Here is a 24,176-nt window from a genome sequence, read left to right as displayed (position 1 = left end):
AACGAGCCAAAATCTATGAGGATATTTTTGACAAAATCTGTATTATTTTTACTATTCTTAACCTTACTTTCTTGCGAAGGCAAAAAAACACAACCCGAATCTAAACCAGCATATAAAGCTGGAGTAATTTTATCTTTTGATGATGCTTATGTCGACGAATGGTCTGAAGCAGATCAAGTTTTAAGAAAATATTCTTGGAAAGCCACTTTTAACGTCTGTAGAATTGATTCTATTGGAGCTCCCGAAATAAAAACACTGTTAGAGATGCAAAAATATGGTCATGAGATCGCTGGACACGGTTATCATCATTACAATGCTGTTAAGTTTACCAAAAAATATAGCGTCAAAGAATACTTAAAACAAGAAATAGATCCGATGATTGTTTCTATGAAGAAAAAGGGATTCAACGTTACATCTTTTGCTTATCCTTATGGAGAAAGATCAGATTCATTAGATCAAGCATTATCTCCTTTATTTAAAATTATTAGAGGAAGAGCATTTGGTGGTGAAGCTCCAGAAAAACAAGACAGCTATTTTAATAATTCTAAAATTGTTTTTGCTTTTGATATTGACAATAGCCACATTCATTTCAGCATTCCTTATGTATTAGAATTATTAGATTATGCCAAAAGAAACAATAAAATTCTACTTCTTTGCGGCCATAAACCTGTAAAAGAAATCACTGAAAATTATCAGGTTAAAATTGAAACTTTAGAATTCATCTGCAAATACATGAAATTGAATGATCTTAAGTTTTATAAACTTTCCGATTTAGACAATTTGGTTCCGCCGAAGCTTTAATCCAGAAAATTGAATTACCACTAACATAAAAACAGCTTTTTTAAAATGAAAAATTTTCTAATCACATTAAGCCTAATACTATGTAATATAATGGCTTATTCTCAAAAAGGCACAATTCCTGCCGACAATCTGCTTAAAACCAAATTGGACTCTCTGGTTAACAAATCTGCTCTTCCGTTTATGTCAGAAAGTTCAAGAGTTGGTCTTTCTATCGGAATTATAAAAGATGGAAAAGAATATTTCTACAACTACGGTTCTACTCAAAAAGAAAAACAAGTTCTTCCTACTTCAAATACACTTTACGAACTGGCTTCAAACAGTAAAACATTCTCTTCAACATTACTAGCAAGAGCTGTTCTCAACAAAAAAGTAACTCTTACAGATGATATTAGAAAATATTTGAAAGGAGATTATCCAAATCTTCAATATAAAGGAACGCCAATTACACTACTAAATCTTGCTAACCTTACTTCTGCCCTTCCAAACTGGATGCCTGATAGCAGAGAGATTTTCGCGAAAGCCAACCCCGATTCTATTGCTTATATATTAGACGCCGTGCATCGAAAATATAGCAGACAACAATTTTATACCGATTTGCATGATGTGAAATTAGATACAGTTCCTGGAGCAATTTCTAGACATTGCAACACAGCAGCGCAATTATTAGGTCATATTATGGAAACAGTTTATGGAGAAAAGTTTGGCACACTTATAAAGAAAGAATTTACAACTCCGCTTAAAATGAAAAATACCGTTTTATTAGGCAATGTTAAACTTCCTGCTTCAATGGCATTTGGATATGATGCAAAAGGAAGAAAAATGCCTTTTATAGATTGGGAAGATATGCAGGTTGCGGCATCAATAGCTTCTTCAACATCAGATATGCTACAATACATTAAATATCATTTGAATGAAAAAAATGCAGATGCAAAATTAACACATCAGCCAACTTTTGGAGATCTTAAGAATGGTGCAATAGGCTTAAACTGGAAAATAACCAAACCAGAAAATGGTCCAGTAAGAATTTCGCATACTGGAGGAAGTTTAGGTTTTAGTTCTTATGTTGTCTTTTCTCCAGAATCTAATTCGGGAATTATTCTCTTTGCAAACGACTCTGATATGAAAACACAGAATGAGCTCATCAAATTGGCCGAAACAATATTGTATTAAAAACTGAATTTAAAAGCCTGATTTTTTCAGGCTTTTTCTTTTTTATAATCGAAAGATTTATTCTAAAAAAAAATACAGAGAATAAATACTTTTAATTACTTTTAATGCATCAATTTTATTCTACATAATGATTATTAAGAAAAAAGACAACTGGTTTAAAATGCTCTTTGAATGGAAGGGTTCTGTTTTACCCCAATTGCTTCCACGATTGTTTCTACTCTTTTTGTTTTCCTTCCTTATTGTTTATTATAAATCTTTTCTTCTCGAATATAATCTTCACATTAATCCAGCAATTTTTACTTTGTTCGGAATTGCGCTTGCCATATTTCTTGGTTTTAGAAATAATGTAAGTTATGATCGTTTTTGGGAAGGAAGAAAACTTTGGGGCGCTCTTTTAAACGATACCAGATCGCTAGCCAGACAAAGCATTACACTTTTAAATACAAAAGAAAACAAATTAGAAAGCCAAAAGTTCATTAATCTTTTAATTGCATTTGTTTATGCTTTAAAACATCAATTACGAAATACCAATTCTACAGAAGATTTTAATCGTTTGCTTCCTTCAGACTTTAAAGAACAATTGAAAGATGTTCATTTTAAGCCAATTATTATTTTAAGAGAATTAGGTTTATGGGTAAAAAAAGCAAAAGAAGAGGGCAAAATTGACGGAATGGCGCAATTGGCATTCGAGGAAAATTTAAATAAACTTTCGGATATTGTTGGCGGATGCGAAAGAATTGCCAGTACTCCTATTCCGTACACTTATAGCGTATTATTGCATAGAACTGTTTATATCTATTGTTTTATACTTCCGTTTGGATTTGTAGAAACATTAGGATGGATCACGCCTTTTGCAATTGTTTTTATTGCTTATACTTTTGTAGCCTTAGAAGCTATTGCCGACGAATTAGAAGAACCATTTGGCGTTCAGCCAAATGATCTAGCTTTAGATGCAATGTCTCTTATGATTGAAAATACACTTTTAGAATTAAACGATCAAAAGACGATTGAAAAGAAAACTCCTAACCAATATTATATTACCTAATTTACTTCAAAAACGATGAACAAAGTTTTATTAGTCGAAGACGATCCGAGAGTTGCTTCTTTTATTACAAGAGGACTTGAAGAGCAATTGTATCAGGTAAAAAATGTCAGCAAAGGTTTTGACGCCATTAACGAAGTAATGGAAAACACCTATGATATTATCATTCTTGATATTATGCTTTCTGATATTTCTGGTTTTGAAGTCTGCGAAGTTTTAAGAAATCGAAAAATAATTGTTCCTATTCTTATTTTAAGTGCACTCGATACTCCACAAGAAAAAGTTAGAGGACTGAAAGCCGGAGCCGATGATTATTTGGCAAAGCCCTTTTTGTTTGAAGAACTTCTAGCGCGAATCAATGCACAACTTCGTCGCACAGAATTTAGCACTGGCGTTTTGGATTTTCAGTCGTATGCCGGAATCAAAATTAATATGAAAGAACAAAGCGCCAGCAGAGATGGTAAAGAACTTAATCTTTCTTCGAGAGAATTAAAACTTCTGATCTTTTTTATGAAAAACCGAGAAACTGCTTTGTCTAGAATTGCCATTGCAGAAGCTGTTTGGCACATGGATCTTGATATGAGCATTAATACTGTTGATGTTTATATTAATTATTTAAGAAATAAAATCGACAAGAATTTTCCTTTTCCGCTGATACATACCATAAAAGGTACCGGATATATGCTTAAAGATAAATCTAATGAATCTTAAAAGTAAACTTGCCAGAAATTCGACTCTGCTGTTTGCCTTTATCTTAGGCCTTGTTCTTATTGGATCTTTTTTGCTTTTTAAAAGCCATCGAAAAGATTTGTATTATGAAAAACTCGAAGACAACGCCTTAATTACTGCTTTCTTCTATTTTGAGAAAGATGAAATTAGAAAAATGGACAGTGTCAGTTATAAAGACATTGAAACTCAATTTAATAAAATTGCGAATCAGTCTATTCGAATTTACAATGCAAAAACAAAGAAATTGTATTTACGCGATGATGTTCCTGTTGTATTAAATGATCGAGAATTAAAAGCTATTTCGCGAGACCGAATTCTGCATTTTACAATAGACGAAAGACAATTTAGCGGTTTATACTACAAAGACAATCAAGGAGATTTTATTATTGTTGTTTCTGGAATAGACGATGTTGGAATTAGGCAGTTAGAAATGCTTGCCATTGTTTTCTTTACTTTTTATCTGGCAGGAATTGCACTTAATTATCTTTTAGGAAGATTTTTGGCAAAACAAACTTTCAGGCCTTTTGCCGATGTTATTTCTAAAGTAAATACCATTACAACAGAAAATCTACATTCTAGACTTGAAATGCCAACAGCAAGCGGAAAAGACGAAATAAAGGAACTGATTACAACTTTTAATTATCTTTTAGAAAGACTGGAAAATGGCGTTGCAATACAGAAAAACTTTCTTAAGAATGCTTCTCACGAATTAAAAACTCCGCTTACTTTTATTATAGGAGATATCGATGTTTCTTTACAGCATCCGAGAACCAATGAGCAATATGAAGAAGTTTTAAAATCACTTCGAAGAGATACTTTTCACTTAAAGTCAACATTAGATGGTTTGCTTATTTTATCTGGATTAGAACTTTCAGAGCCTGACCAGATGGAAATGGTTAGAATAGATGAAATTTTATGGAATATACTCGAAAAGAAAAATATCGAATATCCTGAAGTAAAAGTTGCACTTAATTTGGATGCCGTTGCCAATAATGAAGATTTATTATTTGTAAATGCCAACCGACACATGCTTTTTATTGCTCTGTATAATATTATAGACAATGCAATTAAGTTTTCTTTTCCTTTACAGGTTAATATCGTAGCTTATGAAGAGCAAGGAAAACTGCTTCTAAAAATAATAGATCAAGGTTCTGGAATTGAAGAAAAAGACCTCAAATCTATTTTCGATTTATTCTTCAGAAGCGATCGCACCAGACACATTCAAGGACAAGGATTAGGACTCTTTATTACGATGCAAATACTAAAACGCCATAACATCACTTTAACTGTCGATTCTGAACTTGAAAAAGGCACTGTTTTCTCTCTCCAATTTCCGTAGTATTTGAAATAAAAATCAAAGATATTTCTTGGTCTTAAAAATAGCTTTTCTGCTCTTCGTAACATTTACATAATACTCTAATCTATCTCTAATCTTGTTTAAATCTATCTCTAATACCTTGTTTTATGGGATGTGAGAGAAACTGCTTGATTTTAAAGCGATAGCCGTTTTTTTATTAAATAACATCTTCGTTATCTTAAGTTAACAAAGAATTGTTTTTTGATTTTTCGTTAACATAAGCCTTAAATCGAATCAAAGTAAAGAGAGTTTATTTGTCGTGGATAAAAACTAATAAATAACATGACAAAACTAAAACTCTTTTTTTCGGCTTTAATGCTCCTTACAGCAGGAAGTATTTTTGCCCAGATTACAACTTCATCGTTGTCTGCAAAAGTCAATGATGGAACTACTGCAGTTATAGGTGCAGAAGTTACTTTAACGCATTTACCTACAAATGCAGTTTACAGAGCTACAACAGACAAATCTGGTCGTTTTAGCTTTGAAAACTTAAATGCTGGTGGCCCTTACGAATTAGAAATAAAAGGTAACGACACCAAAGATTACTCAAATGCAAATATTTATCTAGCTCTTGGCGAAAATGATTTACCAACAATAGTAGTTGGAAAAGCAGATAACAATGTATTAGAAGAAGTGGTTATTACAAGTTCTAAACCTTCTTCTAAAAACAATGGTACAAGCATTAATGAAAAACAAGTAAACTCGCTTCCTTTAATTAATAGAGGAATTCAGGATGTTACAAAACTTGTTCCTCAAAGTTCTAACAACTCTTTTGCTGGTACCAACTTTAGATACAACAACGTTACAATTGACGGTTCTATAAATAATGATGCAATCGGATTTAGCCCTTCTTTGGGTGGTCAATCTGGAACTTCTGGAATGCCAGGAAGCAGTACACGTTCAAATTCTATCAGTTTAGATGCAATTCAAGATATTCAGGTTTATATTGCTCCTTACGATATTAAATTAGGAAACTTTTTAGGAGGAAGTGTAAATGCCGTAACAAGAAGCGGAACAAATACTGTGAGCGGATCTATTTACAGTTACGGAAGAAGTGCTTGCTATAACTGGTCCTAACAATGCTGGTGACGGTTCTAAAATGCCAAGTTCTTTTGGTGATTACCAAGTAGGTTTCAGATTAGGATTGCCAATTATTAAAGATAAATTGTTCTTCTTTACTAATATGGAATATGCAGAAAGAACAGATCCTGTTTTTTATAATGCTGGTTCAACAGATTCTAACGGAAAATTAACTTCATTAGTAGATAATGCTACTGCAGAGCAAATTTCACAATTCGTAAAATCAAACTACGGATTTGATCCAGGAACTTACGGTTCTTACAACAACTTCTCTAAAAGCCAAAAATTCTTCAATAAGATTGATTGGAAAATCAATGAGAAAAACTCCCTTTCGTTAAGAAACAATACCGTAATTTCTCAGGCTACAAACTTAGAGCGCGATGCTCGCAAACTTCAGATTTGCGAGTATGGACTTTACTCAGAAAAACCAAGCTATCAGTACGGTTTTAGAATTAAAAACGCATTTCAATAGCCAATGGTCTAACTCATTTATTGCAAGTTATTCGGCAATAAAAGATTATCGTGATCCAAAATCTAATAATATCATGTTTCCTCAAACAGAAATTGGTTATAATGGAGGAACTATTTTCTTAGGGAACGATCGTGAAGCAACTGTTTTCAACATGAAGCAAAATACTGCTGAGATTACAGACAATCTTACTTATAAAACAGGAAATCACACTTTATTATTTGGTACTCATAATGAGTTTTACGATATCAACTATGGTTTCGTAAATGCACTTAACGGAAGAGTTTCATACAAATCTCTTGCAGATTTCTTCAATAAACTTCCTACTCGTGTTCGTGGAACTTATCCTTTTGATGGTTCTACCAGAGACGAAATCTTCAATAATCCGTATGCTAAATTCAAAATAAACATGTATAGCGCTTACGTTCAAGACGAAATTAGAGTTGGAGAAAAATTAAAAGTAGTTCCAGGTATTCGTATTGATTATACAGATTTGCCAAACAAACCAAAATTAAGCGAGCAGGTACAAAACTCTCCTGAAGATCCAAACTACGGAACAACATATACTTATACTCCGTTGAATCAAATTAAAAACAACTTCTTTAGTTCAGCATTAGTTTCTCCTAGAATTGGATTTACTTATAATGTAGACGATGATAAAACATTTGTTATTAGAGGTGGTTCTGGTGTATTTACAGGAAGAATTCCGTTTGCATGGTTAGGATATGCTTATTACAATGATGGTGTTGGATACGGAAGTTATGACAAAAACAATTTAACTGCTGCTCAGGTTGCAGCTGCTGGAGATCCTTTAGCAACTGGCGGACTTAACGGTTACCATGATGCTACACCAAAAGTACAAGCCGATTTAATTGACAATAAATTTAAAATGCCTGCTGTTTTAAGAAACTCATTGGCTTTTGATAAAACAATTGACGGATACAAATTTACTCTTGAAGGTATGTACACAAAAGTAATTCGTGACTTAGAGTTTCAACAAGTAAATAAAACAGATAATCCTACTTATTTCTCTTACGATACAAAACACGAAATGCCAATTTATGCCGCAAACATAAACTCAGCTTTTTCAAATGCATATTTGTTATCAAACACAAATAAAGGATACCGTTACAGCATTACTGAAATGATTTCTAAAACTTACGATTTCGGTTTCAACTTTATGGTGGCTTATACTTACGGAGATTCTCGTGATATCACAAACGGAATTCGTAACTCTATGGAAAGTAACTTCCAAATGAACCAATCTTTAACTCCAAATAATCCACAGTTAGCGACTTCTAACTTTAATATTAAGCACAGAATCGTTTCTAATGTAGGTTACGGCGTAAAAGTTGCTCCAAACAACACTTTATCTGCTAACGTGTATTTCAATGCACAATCTGGAAATCCGTTTTCTTGGGGATTTGTTAACTCAACAATTGCAGGAACAGGACAAGCAGCAGGTTTAGCTTATATCTTTAAAGATGCAGCAGAAGCGACAAAATATATTGGAGTAAATTCTGCAGGAGTTCCATCTGCAACAGCAGCACAACAAGTTGCAGATTATGAAGCTTTCATCAACGGAAATGATTATTTAAAAGCCGTAGAGGAACATTTACACAAAGAAATGGAGATACAACTCCTTGGAACATTCAAGCTGATTTAAAATTAATGGATGAAATTAAGGTTACTAAAGTAGGAACTTTCCAAATTTCTTTCAGCATGGCAAATATCGGAAACCTTATCAACAAAGATTGGGGAAGAAGTTATTTTGTTCCTAACACTTATAATTCAACAGCAAGTCTTGGTTTAACAAAATCAGGAAACTTAGGCGGAGTTGCTACAGGCGATCCAACTTATACTTTCCAAAAACCGACTACTTCACCTTATACTGTAGATCAATTAGCTTCAAGATTCCAAGGTCAGCTTGGCTTGAGATACTCGTTCTAAAAATTGTGTTTTTTTTTATTTTTGATTATCTCCCCGTTTCTCCTTTAAGAAACTGGGAGATTTTCCTTTTAAACTTATATAACAAAAGCCACTCTCACAAAAGAGAGCGACTTTTTAAACAAACCAAATATAAATATTACTGTTTTTCTGGTGTAATACTGTAAGAGATTCCTTTTTTAGTAGCAAATACGGCAGTATAACCAATAGTTGATTTTTCGCTTTTAATATTCAGCTTATCTACCACAAATGGTTCTGCAGCTCTTACAGTGCAAGTTCCTCCGTTATTAGATACAATTTTCGTCTTACTCATTTTCCCATCTTTCCAATTTATATCTACAGAGAAATTTCCTTTTGCTTTAATACCTTTAATTTCGCCATCTGTCCAAGCATCTGGCAAAGCGGGAAGCAAATGAATTTCTTGATTCTGACTCTGCATTAGCATTTCGATTACACCAGCTGTTCCTGCAAAATTTCCATCAATTTGAAATGGCGGATGCGCATCAAAAAGATTCGGATAACAACCTCCGTGTCTATTATACTCTGTGTTATTTTCCTTTGTTAATCGCAACTGATTTTTGAATAATTGATAAGCATGATTTCCATCTAAAAGTCTCGCCCACATATTTACTTTCCATGCCAAGCTCCAGCCTGTTCCATCGTCTCCGCGAAGTTCTAGCGTTTTCTTGGCAGCATTTGCTAACTCAGGAGTTTTCAATGGAGAAATCAAATTGGCAGGATGCAAAGCATACAAATGAGAAGTATGTCTATGATGCGGATCTTCTTCTTCAAAATCTTTATACCATTCTAACAGTTGTCCTTTGCTTCCTATTTGAAATGGCAACAATTGTTCTTCTGCTTTACTTACAGTTTTTCTGAAATCAACATCTGTATTTAAAATTTTAGAAGCCTCAATTGTATTTTCGAATAAATCTTTTATAATTCCGATGTCCATTGTAGAAGCTGTTGTAACAGTTCCTTTCTTTTTTCCATCATAATAAAATATATTTTCTGGAGAAGTAGAAGGCATCGTTACCAAATAACCATTTTTATCTTTTTGAAGCCATTCTAAACTAAACTCTGCAGCTCCTTTCATTATCGGATATACTTTTTTAAGATACGTTAAATCGCCCGTATATTGATAATGTTCCCACAAATGTCTGCTCAACCAATTGGCCCCCATGTACCAATTGGCCCACATTGGATCTCCTTTTCCAAAATCGCCTACCGGATTTGTCATTGCCCAGATATCTGAGTTATGATGCAAAACCCAGCCATTTGCATGGTAATAACTTTTGGCTGTTTCTGCTCCTGTTATAGAAACATTATTAATGAATTCGTCTAACGGAAAAAACATTTCAGACAGATTTCCTGATTCTACTGGCCAATAATTCATCTGTAGATTAATGTTGGTCGTATAATTGTCTGCTCCAAGGCGCACGAAGTTTATTGTTCCAAATTCCTTGTAAGTTTGCTGGTGCGTTGTGTGTACGCGAAGAAGAAATTAATAAATAACGGCCGTATTGAAAAAATAAAGCTTCCAGTCCAGCATCTTTTTCACCTTTTGCATATTGTTCTAATCGAATATCGGTTGGCAAATTAGATTTATTGGTTTCGTTTACATTTAATTGTAATGAAATTCGGTTAAAGAATTTTTGAAAATCTTCTTTATGTTCTTTAAATAAAACATCGTATTTCTTAACACTAGCTTTTTTAATTGGAGTTTCAGCAAATTGATGTTCATCTTTTCCTTGACTGTCTGGACATTTATCAAATCCATTAAAGCTTGTCGCTGCCGAAACAAAAAGCAGTATTTCAGATGCATTTTTTATAACTAATCTATTTCCTTCAGAAGTTATTTCTCCATCTTTTACAATTGGTTTAATAATCAATTCAAAACGCATTCCTCTACATCCTGATGCGTCTTCATAAACAACAGGCTCCTTATTATAATCAATATAACTTGGATCTGAATGAGAAGGTGCTTTACCTTTTAAAACCAAAGATTGATTTTGAACTACTTTCTGATTTTTCAAAAGACTTGAAGCATCAATTGCAATAGAAAGTTTTTTTAACTGATCTGCAGAAAGTTTTATCACAATACATTGTGCAGGCGCTGATGCGAAGATTTCTCTTTTGTAATTTACACCGTCAACTTTAAAATTGGTTACCGCTAATCCTGTTTGAATGTCAAGACTTCTGTTATAAGAATCTGTCTTTTTCCCGCCAAAATCCTGTTTTAGAATCAGATCTCCTAAAGGCATAAAGCTTTCGCTATAAGCTCCTTGCATGTTTTTAGTCAATTCATTCGCCTTTTCAAAATCTTCATTTTTTAATGCTTCTCTAATTAATGCCAAGTTTTTAAATGCATCTGGATTCATATTTTTCTGTACAGGTCCTCCGCTCCACAAAGTAGCTTCATTTAGTTGAATTAATTCAGAATCGACCCTTCCAAAAACCATTGCCCCAAGCGTACCATTTCCTATTGGCAAAGCTTCTGTCCACTCAACAGCAGGCTGATTATATTGCAATTTTAAATCCTGCGAATAACCAAAAAATCCAGTAATGGCAGAAATAAATATAAAAACCTTTTTTAAAAAATGATATAGCATGGTATTTCTATTAATAATTTACAATTAATTAGTTCATTTTCAATTTTAAGACCGTTACCGAATAAGCAGGAAGATTTAAATCTTGTTTTCCTTTTATCACTTTGTATTCACTTTCTTTTGGTGTAATTTTTTTAGGTTCTGCAAAAGTGTTTTCATCTTGTGTACTTGCACTTGCCAATCTTATTATTGTTCCTTTCGTACTTAATTTTGCGCCTTTTAAATTAATATTCACTTCTTGGCTTGATGCAGCAGTATTGACCAATTTTATAATAATTTCTTTGCTGTTTGCGTCTTTTACCGCCGATGCATACAAATCATTCTGACCAATTAACGCTTTTCCGTCTTTTGTAATGCTTAATAAATCTGTTCCTTTATTGGTCGAAAACAATTGCTGTACATAATAATTGGCTGATCCATAAGATTGCAGATTATTAAACCAAATCATATCTGGTGTCCATTGCCAAGCATCTTCATGCGCCATCAAAGGTGCGTAAGAAGTTAACTGAACAACTTCTGCATTTCTTTCTAAACCTGTCATAAAAGCGACTTCAGAGAAAGCACATTCCCAATTGTTTCTATTATTTGGGTTTGCTCCAGAAACACTTTGTGCAAGCATATTCTCCTGCAAATATTTTTGGCCCTTTTCTATCATAATTATCGTAACGTCCTGCATTTTCTCTAAACCATTTCGGACTTTCGTAATAATGTTCGTCTACCAGTTCTGCGTTAAGTTTTTTAAGTTCTTGCATTGCATAATCAAAATGTTCACCTTTTGGAGAAGGTCCGCTTCCAGACACAATAATAATATTAGGATATTTTGCTTTTATGGCTTGTTCAAAAACTTTATATCTTTCAATGTAAGCTGGTCCCCATTGTTCATTACCAACTCCGATATATTTTAAATTAAATGGTTTTGGATGCCCCATGTCTGAACGGATTTTTCCCCAATTTGTAGTAACTGCACCGTTAGCAAATTCGATTAAATCTAAAGCATCTTGAACGTATGGATCTAATTCATCCATTTGAGCCAATTCTCCTGTATTGTATTGACAAGCCATTCCGCAACTTAAAATAGGTAGCGGTTCTGCACCAATATCTTCTGAAAGCTGAAAATATTCGTAAAATCCTAATCCGAAACTTTGAAAATAATCTGGAGTTTGCTTGTGGTTGAATTCGACATTCCAACGATTCATCATTGTCTTTCTTTCTTCCACATTCCCAACCGATTTTTTCCATTGGTAACGATCTGAAAGTGTTCTACCTTCTACAATACAACCTCCTGGAAAACGCAAAAATCCAGGTTTTACATCATACAAAAGCTGTACAAGATCTTTTTCTAAGTCCGTTTTTTCTGCCTTTCCAAGTATCTTCAGGAAAAAGCGAAATCATGTCTAAATCAATAATTCCCGTTCCTTCAAAAGTTAGTTTTAATTTTGCTTTTGCTTCTGTTTGAGTACCAATAAGCTGTGCTGTATAATTCGTCCATTGATCTGATTTTGGAACAATGCTTGTTTCTCCAATTACCTTTTGATCTTTATCTATTAATTGAACAATAATTTTTTTTATTGCTCCATTATGATTCGCAGCTTTTAAAGAAAGATTGTATTTAGCATCCTTCTTCACTCCCATTCCTCTGAAACCTTCATTTATTAAAGCGTAGCCTTTATCATTATTAATCTCAACTCTGCAAAAATTAGTATTATTTGAAGCTATGTTGATAGGTACGGCCATTCCAGATTCCTTATTCATCGAAGACCTGTTCGATTTAGGTTGCTCCCATCCCATTAAAGGTTTTTCAAATTCAAAGGATCTGTTTTTAATCATTTCGGCATAAAGTCCACCATCTGCAGCAAAATTGATGTCTTCAAAAAACAAACCGAACATGGTTGGCTGAATTTTGGTTATTGTTTTGGAAGCATCAACTTCTAAAGTCGCTTTTTGGGCATTTCCATAAATACTACTAAATAGTAAACCACTTATGAATAATGTTGAAATTACATTTCTTTTCATTGTACTGTTTTTATATTGAGAATATACTTGCAATATATTAATTAATCATTCTAAACGCTATGCTTAAAGTTTGAAAAGTATCACTTTACAAAAATTTATTGTGAATTTTACACTTATAATTTTTCTACAAGATTACGTCACTTTTTAACAGCCTCATATTTATTTGGAAAAGCTGATTCTCCATCTAAACTAACCACTTTTAAAATATCAACATTTTTACTTTCTACAGCATATTTATAATATTCTGGTTTGTTTTTCCCCCATTGAACCGTGCAATTCTTAACTTTTATACTTTCGGCAGTATCAAAATAAAAACCCGAAGTGCTTCCTTTTACAAAACCTTCCACATTTGCAGGACGTCTGTCATATAATCCGCCAGGGAAAGAAGTCGTTTTATCCATGTAAACGCTAACGTTTTCAAAAACAATATTCTTGATTTTATCTTTTGATTCTCCGCTTACAAACACACCATTTTCTCCTGTACATTGGATATTCGAGAAATAGATATTCTTAATTTCTCCGACCTTACCTTCTGTCGCACCTTTTGGAAAACGCCAATTTGCGTCTTTATGGTTTCCTTTTGCTCTGCTAAAAGCTGTTACATAAATCGGTTCTGCTTTTCCCCACCAAGTATCAGTGTTTAATTTACTTTCGATAATAATATTAGAAAAAATAACGTCGCTTACCGTCCCTTCATCACGATTTTGAATACCTAAAGCTCGATTACTATTTTTAATGATGCAATTATTAATAACCACTTGTCTGATAGCATCCATATTTTCTGAACCAATTTTAATAGCGCAGCTGCTGCTTGTCATGGTACAATTGGTTACTGTAATATTTTCGCAAGCGCCAAATTCTTCAAATTCTCTTCTGTTTTTTAAACAAATGCAATCATCACCGCTTTCGATATAACAATCACTGATTCTAACATTTTTAGAATGGTCTAAATCAATTCCATCGCTGTTACGGACTTTTAAGCTGTTCAATAAAGTAATTCCGCTAATTACAACATCATTACAACCAATTAAATGCACAGTCCAATAAGCTGAATTTCCGATATGAACATCTTTGATTCTGATATTTTTTCCTCCAATAATTGTTAGAACGTGCGGTCTTGGATCTAATACATTAAACGGTTTTAAAATATAGGCATCATCTTCCTCTGCTCCCATAAAAGAAATTCCGTTTCCGTCTATTTTGCCGCTTCCACTAATGGTAAAATCTTCTATATTTTCTCCTCCAATCCAAATCGTTCCTTCGCCTGGATTGGTTCTAAAAGCACTTTTGGTGTACAGTTTCTCATCTGGACTTGCTAATAATTTTGCTCCGGCTTCAATATGCAAATCTACTTTTGATTTTACATCAATTGGTCCCGCCAAAAAGGTAAATGGTGCTGGAATTAAAACTCTTCCGCCTGTTTTACTGCATTCATCAATTGCTTTCTGAATGGTCTGCAGCATCGTTGGTTTTTCCGTCTCCTTTTGCTCCGTATTTTTTAACGTCGTAAATTTTCTGCGCAGAAACTGTTAAGGAAATACAGAAAATTAGGATCGCGATTATAGATTTCTTTTTCATATTTTTTATTTTTTTTAATGCCACAAAGACTCAAAGGCACTAAGTTTTTTTGTTTCACGCAGATTCTGCAGATTTAAACAGATTCTGCAGATTTTTTTTTAAAGAAATCTAATTTAATCTTCCAAAATTTGCAGAATCTGCGTGAAAAAAAATCCTTTTTAATCTTAATAATCTTTGGCAAAAAAACTTTGTGTCTTAGTGCCTTTGTGGCCAACTATCAATGTGCTGGTAATTCAAATTTATTTTGCTCTGGTTCTATTTTTTCTTTTTGCGGCTTCGCTGTCCAAATTGCTTGATAAAACATCTTTAAAAACAATCTGATTGATTTTATCCGAAGGAACATCAATAGCTTTCATTGTCAGATTTTTTACATCGTCGAAAACAAAGGCTGGACGAAAATCTTCCTTATCTAAAATCAGTTTTATATTTTTCATTTCGATTCCGTTTACGTGACGTACATAAAATCCCCAAGAAGGCAATTCACCAAACATGGTAAATTCAGGATATCCATTAATGTTTTCTTTTACATCTTTTAGCCTGCTTAACGGGTGATATGCCATTCCTTTTGAAGCTCTTCCTGGATAAATGATTTCGATATTTTCTAAAGTCACATTTTCTATCAAATGCCCTGGAATTCCTGCAATAGAAGAAGGAAACGGATTATGGAAATAATCGACTTCTGGCCCGCGCATATCGTAATCAATGTCTGGACGGCCAAAGGGAACTTGTACTTTTACATTTTTAACCGATACATTTTTAATATAACCTGGTTTATCTCCATTTCTGTGACCTAAACGAATCAATATTGCGTTTCCAGTATTTAGGGCTGTAATATCAGAAACTTTGATATTTTCAATCTCAGCACCATCAACAGATTCAATCGCAACTGCTGATCTGAAAGTATCAAAAACTTTAATGTTTTCAATGGTCACATTTTTGAAACTTCCGTAAGAACCTGTCCCAAATTTCACTGCATTTGCACTAGATCTTATCGTACAATTTCCGATGTAAATATTGTTATTGTGCAATCCCGGAACTTCAGATTTTAAACAAATACCGTCATCTGCAGCGTTTACATTACAATTGGTAATTCGGGCATTCTCGCAGCCGTCAAGGTCAATTCCGTCATTGTTCCAATACGCTCGGCTTTCCACTTTCATAAAATCAATTACAATGTTTTTACATTCTCTAAAACACATTGTCCAGCCTGGGCTATTTTTTAATGTAATTTGCGTCATGGTAATCGAATCGCATTTTACAAACGAAATCAGTTTTCCTCTACCATCTTCAGGGCGCATTCTTCTGTAATTGTATTTCGGATCAATTCGAACTCCTGTATGATGCAGACTGTCTATTGCTAAAGCCAATTCTCTTCCTTGTCCATCGATAATTCCTTTTCCGTTTACCGCAATATTTTTGGATTGATTAGCAATAATAAAAGCTCTAATTCCTTCATATTTTGGATAATCGTCTGGATTGGTGCTTCCGAGCAAAATCGCTCCATCTTCAAAAAATAATTCTACATTATCTTTTAAAACAATACTTCCCGAAAGAAAAGTCCCTTTAGCAAAAACAACTTTTCCTCCTTTGTTTTTATTCAGCTGCATCAATTGCTTTTTGAATGGCTTTTGTGTTTAAAGTTTTGCCATCTCCAACTGCACCGTATTTTTTAATATCAAAAACCTTTTGCGCCGAAACGGTCAGCGAAAGGCAAAGGATAATTAAGGTAATTATAGATTTCTTTTTCATATTTTTATTTGATCTTTACTTTAATCTCTTTGTTAATTTTTTTCACGCAGATTTAAAATGATTTTAGCAGATTTTGCAGATATTTTATAAAAAAAATCAATTAAATCTGCCACATCTGCGTGAAACAAAAAACCTGTGACTTTTTAGCAATTCCAAAATCTTACCAGAAAACCGTGTACAAAGCCACTAAAACGCCACTGATAATAAACGAACCAACGATAAACTCTGATGATACTTTAAACATTGATTTATCTACTTCTATTTGATGAATTTCAGACTCTTCTTCAGAAACTGGATTTACCACACTTATTCCCACCATTATTAAAACAATTATGAAGAAAACAATAGTCATTCTGTCTAAGAAAGGATAATCTGGAAAAACGCCATCTGTCCACATGGGTAAAAATTTCAAAACTGCGAGCAAGAGGTACGGTTAATAATGCTCCTGCAAGTCCTGCTGCTGGAGTTGTTTTTTTCCAGAACATTCCCAACAAGAAAATCGCTAATACTCCTGGCGAAAAGAATCCAACATATTCTTGAATAAATTGATACGCTTGATCTAATGATTTTAATGCAGGAGCAACAAAAGTCGCTATAATCATACATACAACAACGCACCATCTTCCTGTACGAACCAATTTCTTTTCTGATGCCTGCGAGTTGAAATATTTTTTATAAATATCTAAAGAAAAAATAGTCGAAATACTATTGGCTTTTCCTGCCAAAGAAGCTACAATCGCAGCAGTTAAAGCGGCTAAAGCTACTCCTTTTAATCCTGCCGGAAGTAAATTCATTAATGTTGGATACGCGTGATCTGGTTTTAAAACTCCAGCTGCATCTACCATTTCTTGTTGAAACATTCCGTTTTCGTGCATTACAAACATGGCGATTCCTGGCAAAACAGCAATAATTGGAACTAAAAGTTTTAGAAAAGCGGCAAATAAGATTCCTTTACGCGCAGTTTTTAAATCGGCTCCTAAAGCTCTTTGAACAATATATTGGTTACATCCCCAATATGCCAGATTATTGATTAACATTCCGCCAACTAAAACCGACATTCCTGGCAATTCATTATAATGCGGATTTGATTCTTCTAGAATCATGTGCAGATGTCCTGGAGCTTCATCAGCAATAATCGAAAGTGCTTTTAGAATATCTTTTCCAAAACCAAACTGATCTGAAAGCAATGTTAAGGCTAAATAAGTTGTTACTAATCCGCCGAGAATTAAAACGATAACCTGAAACATATCTGTGTATCCAATTACTTTCATACCGCCCAATGTTACGATTACCGAGAATAAACTCAAACCGATGACACAAAACTGAAAGCTAATTGGAGCAATAGAAGAAATAGCTAAAGCACCTAAATAAATTATTGAAGTAAGGTTAACAAAGACATAGATTAACAACCAAATAATAGCCATAATTGTACTCACTGTTCCGCTATATCTTTTGGCTAAAAACTGAGGCATCGTAAATATTTTATTCTTCAAATAAATGGGTAAAATAAACATTGCTACAATAATTAATGTAGCGGCCGACATCCATTCATAAGAAGCAATAGCAAGTCCGATGGCGAAACCTGAACCGCTCATACCAATAAAATGTTCTGCTGAAATATTAGAAGCGATTAAAGAGGCCCCAATTGCCCACCAAGTAAGTGATCCTTCGGCTAAAAAATATTCGTTAGAACTCGTTGCGACAGTTTTTTTGCTTCTGTAAATATACATTCCATAGGCAGTAACTATGACAAAGTAGATAAAGAAAACAATGTAATCTGCGGTTTGTAATACATTCATAATTGTGTGGTTATTGTGTGGTTAGATAGTAAAATGTATTTTAAAATTTGATTGCTATCAAATCTTGAGAAACCATTTCTTTTTATATAAAAAGTACAGTAAAATAAGCTGTACAATGGTGACGGATAATGCGACAAAAAAAGGTCGCCAATTAAGCGAGATATATTGTATAAGTCCGCCAAAAAGATAATCTGCTGTATGTTTAAAATCGACTAAACCTTCTGCTGCGATATAAATTAAAATAGAATTGGAACCAATTAAGATTAATGGAAATGCCCATTTATGAAAACCAAACAAATCGATTATCACATAAAAAAAGACAAAAAACAAAATACTAAATCCGCCAACAAAACAGACAAAAGAACTGGTCCATAAATGTTTGTTGATTGGAAAACTGATATCCCAAATCAAACCTATAATAATTAAAACTACTGCCGTTAAGGTCATTAAAAGCAATTTCACATTTATAGAGAATGGGCATTTTGCTTTTAAAAATGTTCCTATAAAAACGCCTAATAAAGCAGTTGCGATAGCGGGAAGAGTTGAAAATATTCCTTCTGGATCGTAAACCGTACTGTGCAATCTTCCTGGTAAAAAAAGACGATCAATGTAGCCTTCTAGTGAACCTTCTTTGGTTAAAACTCCAGCTCCAAAATCTGGGACCGAATCCATTTCATTGCAAGCATAATAGCCAATTAAGATTCCGAAGAACCAGATTAATTGTTTTTTAAAATCAAAATTCAAAAAGATGATTCCGGCAAAAAACCAAGCGAGTCCAATTCTTCCTAAAACACTTGCAAAACGCGTTTGGTCAAAACCATCAAATCGTAATAATCCGTTTACTACAAATCCTAGAACCAATAAAATGAAGGTTCTTTTCAACATCGATAAATATATTTTTCGCTTTTCGGTTGGAGGCAAATCATTTGGAGATTTAACACCAGCCAGTTGCATTTTCTTTTCGAAAGAATAAGGCATCGAAACGCCGGCCACAAATAGAAACACAGGAAAAATCATATCATAGAAGGTAATACCATTCCATTCTGCATGATGCAGTTGCGATGACATCCAGACAAAAATAGGAATTGGAGCCACTTTGGCCAGAGCATGAATAATATGTTCGCCACTCATGATCCAAAACATCACAAACCCGCGCAGTGCATCTAAAGAAATTAATCTTCCACTTGTAGTGTTACTCATTTTTTTATTTGATTAGTCTTCAGTCGCAGTCTCAGTTTTCAGTCCTAACTGTGACCGAAAACTGAAACTGAAAACTAAAATTATTTAAAGTGGTTTAATGACAAATCCGTAGCTGTATTCGCTTTGGGTTAAGGTATATTGTTCGTGTGGCGGTGCGCCCCAACTGTTGTCACCTCCTAATCCACGTTGGGTTAAATCGACACAAACTACAACTTCATTTCTCGGAGTAATATCGCTAGAATGAATATTCTTTTTAGAAATTCCTCCGTCAAAATCATTCGGATAATTATTTAAAGTACTTATTCCTAAAGGTTGCAGACCTTTTATTTCCAAGCCATTTCCTAAATTGCTTGATAATTTAAACCAGCGTATATCGGTCTTGTATCCATTTTCTTGTGGGCGTGTATAAGGCACATATTGGTCTGCAACTTTACTAGTATAAATTCCTTTCAAGGATGCTGTTTTTCTGTCAGGATAATTTTCTAAAGGTCCTCTTCCGTAATAATCCAGATTTTCTAATGTATTTTTTAAAGTGAAAATCATTCCGAAACGCGGTAATTCTGGAACCGGATTATTTCCTTTTTTATAAGAAGCCTGAATTTCTAAAGCACCATCATTTCCTAATGCATATTTGATCGTATAATCGGAAGCAACATCGTTCAATTTTAATTTTGCAATGATATATTTTTTGCCATTTTCCTCACTTTGCTGAATACTTTCTAACGAAGTGTTTTTTCCAGCAGTTCTCCACACATTTGTTCTAATCTGCATTTTGTTTCCAATATCATTATCTGTTGGAGCTCTCCAAAAATTAGGCTCAGGATATTGTTTGAAATATTCTTCGCCTTTTAAACTGTAATACGAAATCAATCCAGTCGATTTGCTGATTTTAACGGTTACATTATCAGAAGTCAAAACAAACTGATCTTTTTCATCTTGTACTTTTGCAAGACTTCCATTTTCAGATTTTGCGAAATATTTCCCGTCTTCAATTACAAATTGTTCTTTTGCGATTTCAAAGTTTTGAGGTAATATTTCTGAGCCTGTTTTTGTACTAGCAAAAACATTCAATAAATATTCTGTTCCTTCTTTTGACTCTAATTTTGGTAAATCAATTTTAAATTGCTTTTTAGATTTCGGATCTAAAGCAACATTCAAAATTCCTTCTTTAATTACTTTTCCGTTTTCTAAAACTTCATATCTAAAATTGTATTTGTTCAGATTGGTAAACCCAAAATCATTATTGATTTCAATAATTCCGTTCTTTATATCTACAGCTTTAAACAAGATATTCTGATATACTTTTTTTACTTCAAAAGCTCCAGGATGCGGTGTTCTATCAGCATAAACCAACCCGTTGTGACAGAAGTTTTCATCATTTAAGTAATTCTGGCTTCCCATATCGCCACCGTAAGTCCAGTATTTACGGCCTGCTTCATCAATTCCATAAAATCCCTGATCTACCCAATCCCAAATAAATCCGCCTTGCATGTTTTTGCTTCCGCGAATGATATCCCAATATTCTTGAAAATTTCCGCTGCTGTTTCCCATTGCATGCGAATACTCACACATGATATAAGGGCGTGTAACTTCTTTACGTGCCGCATATTCTTTCATGTATTCAATTGTTGGGTACATTGGACAAACGATATCAGTATTTTCGTTTTCTTTTGCTTGTTCAAACTGAACCAAACGAGAATTATCTCTTTTTTTGATCCATTTGTATGCTTCGTGAAAAACAGGTCCATTGGCGCTTTCATTTCCTAATGACCAGATAATTACAGACGGCATATTTTTATCTCTTTCAACAAGGCTGTAAATTCTGTCTAGATGTGCTTCTCTCCATTCTGGAAGATAACCAGGATTCGTTTTTGGATTCATCCAAATTAGAGGTTGTCCCTCTACTCCCATTCCATGACTTTCGATATTAGCTTCATCCACCAAAAACAAACCGTATTTATTACATAGTTTTACCCATAAAATATTGTTCGGATAATGACTGCAGCGAACTGAATTAATATTCAGCTGTTTCATCATTTTAATGTCTTTCATCATCGTCGCTTCGTCCTGATAATGTCCTGTTTCTGGATTATGTTCATGGATATTAACTCCATGAACCATTAATCGAACTCCATTAACTAATAATTGGCCACCTTTTAGTTCTACTTTTCTAAATCCGATTTGTGTTCCAACTGTTTCTACAATATTTCCTTTTGCATCTTTTAAAGTCAGAATCAACGTATACAAATTAGGCGTCTCACTGCTCCATAATTTTGGACTTGATACATTTTGAGAAAAATTTAAAGTCTGAACTTTTGACGCTTCTAAATTGACATTCAATTCTTTTACAAATACATTTTTCCCAGAAGCATCAACCAGTTTTGCGACTACTTTTTGGTTGTTAGCAGAAGTTGAACTCAGATTTTTTAAACTCACATCGACACTTAAACTTCCGTTTTTGTATTTAGCATCTAAATCTGGTTTGGCAAAAAAGTCTGCAATACGAACATTATCTGTACTATACAAATACACATTTCTATCAATACCAGAAAGTCGCCACATGTCTTGATCTTCTAGATACGAACCATCGCTCCATCTGTACACTTCTATCGCTAAATCATTTTTTCCAGATTTTAAATACTTCGAAATATCAAATTCTGCCGGACTTTTGGTGTTTTCTGTGTAGCCTACTTTTTCTCCGTTCACCCAAATATACATAGCTCGCAGTTCCTGCTTCAAAATGAAGAAAAACATGTCGGCCGTTCCAGTTTTCTGGCAAAGACAAAATCTCTTTTATAAGACCCAACTGGATTATCCCAATGATTAATGAAAGGCGGATTTTTTTCAAAAGGATACGTAATGTTAGTATAAATTGGCACACCGTAACCATTCAGTTCCCAATTAGAAGGCACTTGAAGTTCTTTCCAATGTAAAGTACTGAAATCCGTTTTATAAAAATCCTTTGGACGTTCATCTGGTGTTGGCGACCAAGAAAATTTCCATTTTCCGTTTAAAGAAAAATACCAAGGTGAGTTTTCATATTTATCCATTATAACAGAAGTTTCATCTGCATACGGAAGAAAAGCCGCACGAGCTGGCTCTCTGTTAATTTGAAATACCTCTGGATTTTCCCAATCATTACGGTCTTTTTCTTGAGCCGAAATTCCTATTGTGAAAAGCAATAACAGGCTAATAAAAAATATTTTGGTTGTGATTTTCTGCATTATTTTTGGTTTTAGATAGCTGGCATTTATTTTTTAACACATAGAAACATAGTTTTTCTTTGTCTTGAAAGGCGTTTCACTTTATTATTAAAACATATAACTATGTGTGGGAAACTAGTTTCTTCTAATAAATGTTTTTACACTTAAAAGAATCCCGATAGCTATCGGGACTATGTTTCTATGTGTTTATATGACCCTTTTAAAACTTCAATTTTTCTGGTAAATATTTCGCAACTAATTCTTTATAATAAGGAAGCAATGCTTGCACGTCTGGTTTTACTGGCGCTTTTGTATACAAATCGTAAGGATTGAATTTTCTCACCCAGTCAAACATTTCGATATCTTTTTCATTCATTAAATGCGCATAAGCATTTTCTTTATGCTGAGAATAAAAGGAATGATAACGAATCATGTATAAAGCTGGATCTGGAAGATAATCTTTCATGATTTGATACAAATACTCATCGTGTCCCCAACTCATTTTTACATTGTCCAATCCGCAGTTTTCTGTGTAAACACCAAACTTGGTATTGAATCTTTCGTCTGTAAAATCTGGATTTTCTTTAAAGAATTCTGAATATACAATTTTATCCGAATAAGCACATCCAACAGGAAATGTATCTCCTACAACTGCCCATTGCGGTTCTCCAAACAAACATAATACTTTACCTAAATCATGAATGAAACCTGTCAATACAAACCAATCTGGATGACCGTCTGCGCGAATTGCTTCTGAAGTTTGTAAAAGGTGCTGTGTTTGGTCTAAGTCAATATCTGGGTCACTGTCGTCTACAAGCGTGTTTAAAAACTCAACAGCTTCCCAGATTGACATTTCTTTTCTATTAAATTGCAGAAAATCTTGTTCTTTGTCGCATACAAAATCATAAGTTTGATACGTGTGGTTTATTCTGTAAAACTCCTTAACAGTTTCTACTCTTTCCGAATCGACATAGTTTCTAAATTCTTCTTTCTGCTTTTCTTTTACTTCTTCATTTTCTTCAGAAGGATCAGGATATCGCATTAACAAATCATCTTCCCACTCATCTAAATTATTTAACGGATTGTCTGTATCTATATGCTTTTTCATAATGCTAAATAGTTAAAAGTTATAAGACAAAAATAGAATTACATCCTTCTTTCAAAATGGATTAATACATCAAAAACATGGATAAAATTGATTATTGTAGGATTTTTACATATCAATCAAAGAAAAAATGGATAGAATTTGAATTGGACTGAAAGTCCAAAAGCATCAAACTAGTGCACCGCACTACACTCTAACATGGGAATGAATAGCACCCTACAAGGGTGAAAGCACAAATATGTCCATATAATAATTCAACACATAATACTCAGAATATGCTTTCACTCTTTCAGGGCTAATTTAGATGTTGCACATTCTTTCGCTG

17 protein-coding genes and 2 pseudogenes are annotated in these 24,176 nt (G+C 33.7%); 6 read left to right on the top strand and 13 right to left on the bottom strand.

Annotation, left to right across the window (positions count from 1 at the left end):
- The first annotated feature begins 27 nt into the window (after positions 1 to 27).
- The 6 genes and pseudogenes from P5P87_RS02770 to P5P87_RS26260 all read left to right on the top strand — a co-directional run bounded on the left by P5P87_RS02770 (position 28) and on the right by P5P87_RS26260 (position 8,598).
- Complete coding sequence (locus P5P87_RS02770) at positions 28 to 801, top strand: polysaccharide deacetylase family protein (protein WP_278021483.1); 774 nt, start codon at positions 28 to 30, stop codon at positions 799 to 801.
- A 45-nt stretch (positions 802 to 846) separates the two neighbouring features.
- Complete coding sequence (locus P5P87_RS02765; RefSeq protein ID WP_278021482.1) at positions 847 to 1,971, top strand: serine hydrolase domain-containing protein; 1,125 nt, start codon at positions 847 to 849, stop codon at positions 1,969 to 1,971.
- Between the two features lie 127 nt (positions 1,972 to 2,098).
- The gene (locus tag P5P87_RS02760; RefSeq protein ID WP_198858028.1) at positions 2,099 to 3,016 is read left to right on the top strand and encodes a bestrophin family protein; all 918 of its coding nucleotides are present in this window, start codon (positions 2,099 to 2,101) and stop codon (positions 3,014 to 3,016) included.
- Positions 3,017 to 3,031: 15 nt separating this feature from the next.
- A complete protein-coding gene (locus P5P87_RS02755) occupies positions 3,032 to 3,724 on the top strand; it encodes a response regulator transcription factor (protein ID WP_198858027.1) in 693 nt (230 codons plus the stop codon).
- Entirely contained in the window at positions 3,714 to 5,081 is a 1,368-nt protein-coding gene (locus tag P5P87_RS02750; RefSeq protein ID WP_198858026.1) for a HAMP domain-containing sensor histidine kinase, read from the top strand. Before P5P87_RS02755 ends, P5P87_RS02750 begins: the two co-directional genes overlap by 11 nt.
- Before the next feature lie 300 nt (positions 5,082 to 5,381).
- Positions 5,382 to 8,598 (top strand): annotated as a pseudogene (locus P5P87_RS26260) (TonB-dependent receptor).
- A gap of 136 nt (positions 8,599 to 8,734) precedes the next feature.
- On the opposite strand, the gene P5P87_RS02725 reads toward P5P87_RS26260, so the two are convergent.
- The 13 genes and pseudogenes from P5P87_RS02725 to P5P87_RS02665 all read right to left on the bottom strand — a co-directional run bounded on the left by P5P87_RS02725 (position 8,735) and on the right by P5P87_RS02665 (position 23,854).
- A complete protein-coding gene (locus P5P87_RS02725; protein WP_278021477.1) occupies positions 8,735 to 9,991 on the bottom strand; it encodes a glycosyl hydrolase family 95 catalytic domain-containing protein in 1,257 nt (418 codons plus the stop codon).
- Positions 9,992 to 9,998: 7 nt separating this feature from the next.
- Complete coding sequence (locus tag P5P87_RS02720; protein WP_278021476.1) at positions 9,999 to 11,207, bottom strand: glycoside hydrolase family 95 protein; 1,209 nt, start codon at positions 11,205 to 11,207, stop codon at positions 9,999 to 10,001.
- A 28-nt stretch (positions 11,208 to 11,235) separates the two neighbouring features.
- Positions 11,236 to 13,217 (bottom strand): annotated as a pseudogene (locus tag P5P87_RS02715) (alpha-L-arabinofuranosidase C-terminal domain-containing protein).
- A gap of 137 nt (positions 13,218 to 13,354) precedes the next feature.
- Positions 13,355 to 14,680: a glycoside hydrolase family 28 protein gene (locus P5P87_RS02710; RefSeq protein ID WP_278021475.1), complete on the bottom strand. Its 1,326-nt coding sequence runs from the start codon at positions 14,678 to 14,680 to the stop codon at positions 13,355 to 13,357.
- On the bottom strand, positions 14,652 to 14,795 hold the full coding sequence (locus P5P87_RS02705) for a hypothetical protein (protein ID WP_278021474.1): 144 nt from the start codon (positions 14,793 to 14,795) through the stop codon (positions 14,652 to 14,654). The genes P5P87_RS02710 and P5P87_RS02705 overlap by 29 nt, the downstream gene beginning before the upstream one ends.
- Before the next feature lie 239 nt (positions 14,796 to 15,034).
- The gene (locus P5P87_RS02700) at positions 15,035 to 16,402 is read right to left on the bottom strand and encodes a glycoside hydrolase family 28 protein (RefSeq protein ID WP_278021473.1); all 1,368 of its coding nucleotides are present in this window, start codon (positions 16,400 to 16,402) and stop codon (positions 15,035 to 15,037) included.
- Positions 16,389 to 16,544, bottom strand: coding sequence for a glycosyl hydrolase family 28-related protein (locus P5P87_RS02695; protein WP_278021472.1), 156 nt, complete (start codon positions 16,542 to 16,544; stop codon positions 16,389 to 16,391). The genes P5P87_RS02700 and P5P87_RS02695 overlap by 14 nt, the downstream gene beginning before the upstream one ends.
- Positions 16,545 to 16,704: 160 nt before the next feature.
- Positions 16,705 to 16,863: a hypothetical protein gene (locus P5P87_RS02690; RefSeq protein ID WP_278021471.1), complete on the bottom strand. Its 159-nt coding sequence runs from the start codon at positions 16,861 to 16,863 to the stop codon at positions 16,705 to 16,707.
- The gene (locus P5P87_RS02685) at positions 16,829 to 18,343 is read right to left on the bottom strand and encodes a sodium:solute symporter family transporter (RefSeq protein WP_278021470.1); all 1,515 of its coding nucleotides are present in this window, start codon (positions 18,341 to 18,343) and stop codon (positions 16,829 to 16,831) included. The genes P5P87_RS02690 and P5P87_RS02685 overlap by 35 nt, the downstream gene beginning before the upstream one ends.
- A gap of 57 nt (positions 18,344 to 18,400) precedes the next feature.
- The gene (locus P5P87_RS02680; RefSeq protein ID WP_278021469.1) at positions 18,401 to 19,543 is read right to left on the bottom strand and encodes an acyltransferase family protein; all 1,143 of its coding nucleotides are present in this window, start codon (positions 19,541 to 19,543) and stop codon (positions 18,401 to 18,403) included.
- A gap of 84 nt (positions 19,544 to 19,627) precedes the next feature.
- A complete protein-coding gene (locus tag P5P87_RS02675) occupies positions 19,628 to 22,261 on the bottom strand; it encodes a glycoside hydrolase family 2 TIM barrel-domain containing protein (protein WP_278021468.1) in 2,634 nt (877 codons plus the stop codon).
- A 17-nt stretch (positions 22,262 to 22,278) separates the two neighbouring features.
- Positions 22,279 to 22,767, bottom strand: coding sequence for a sugar-binding domain-containing protein (locus P5P87_RS02670; RefSeq protein ID WP_278021467.1), 489 nt, complete (start codon positions 22,765 to 22,767; stop codon positions 22,279 to 22,281).
- A gap of 199 nt (positions 22,768 to 22,966) precedes the next feature.
- Positions 22,967 to 23,854: an inositol oxygenase family protein gene (locus P5P87_RS02665; protein ID WP_278021466.1), complete on the bottom strand. Its 888-nt coding sequence runs from the start codon at positions 23,852 to 23,854 to the stop codon at positions 22,967 to 22,969.
- Between the last annotated feature and the right edge of the window lie 322 nt (positions 23,855 to 24,176).

Source organism: Flavobacterium ginsengisoli, from assembly GCF_029625315.1.
GTDB lineage: Bacteria > Bacteroidota > Bacteroidia > Flavobacteriales > Flavobacteriaceae > Flavobacterium > Flavobacterium ginsengisoli.
The sequence above is the reverse complement of the archived record's forward strand: the minus strand, read 5'-3'. Positions and strand labels throughout refer to the sequence as shown.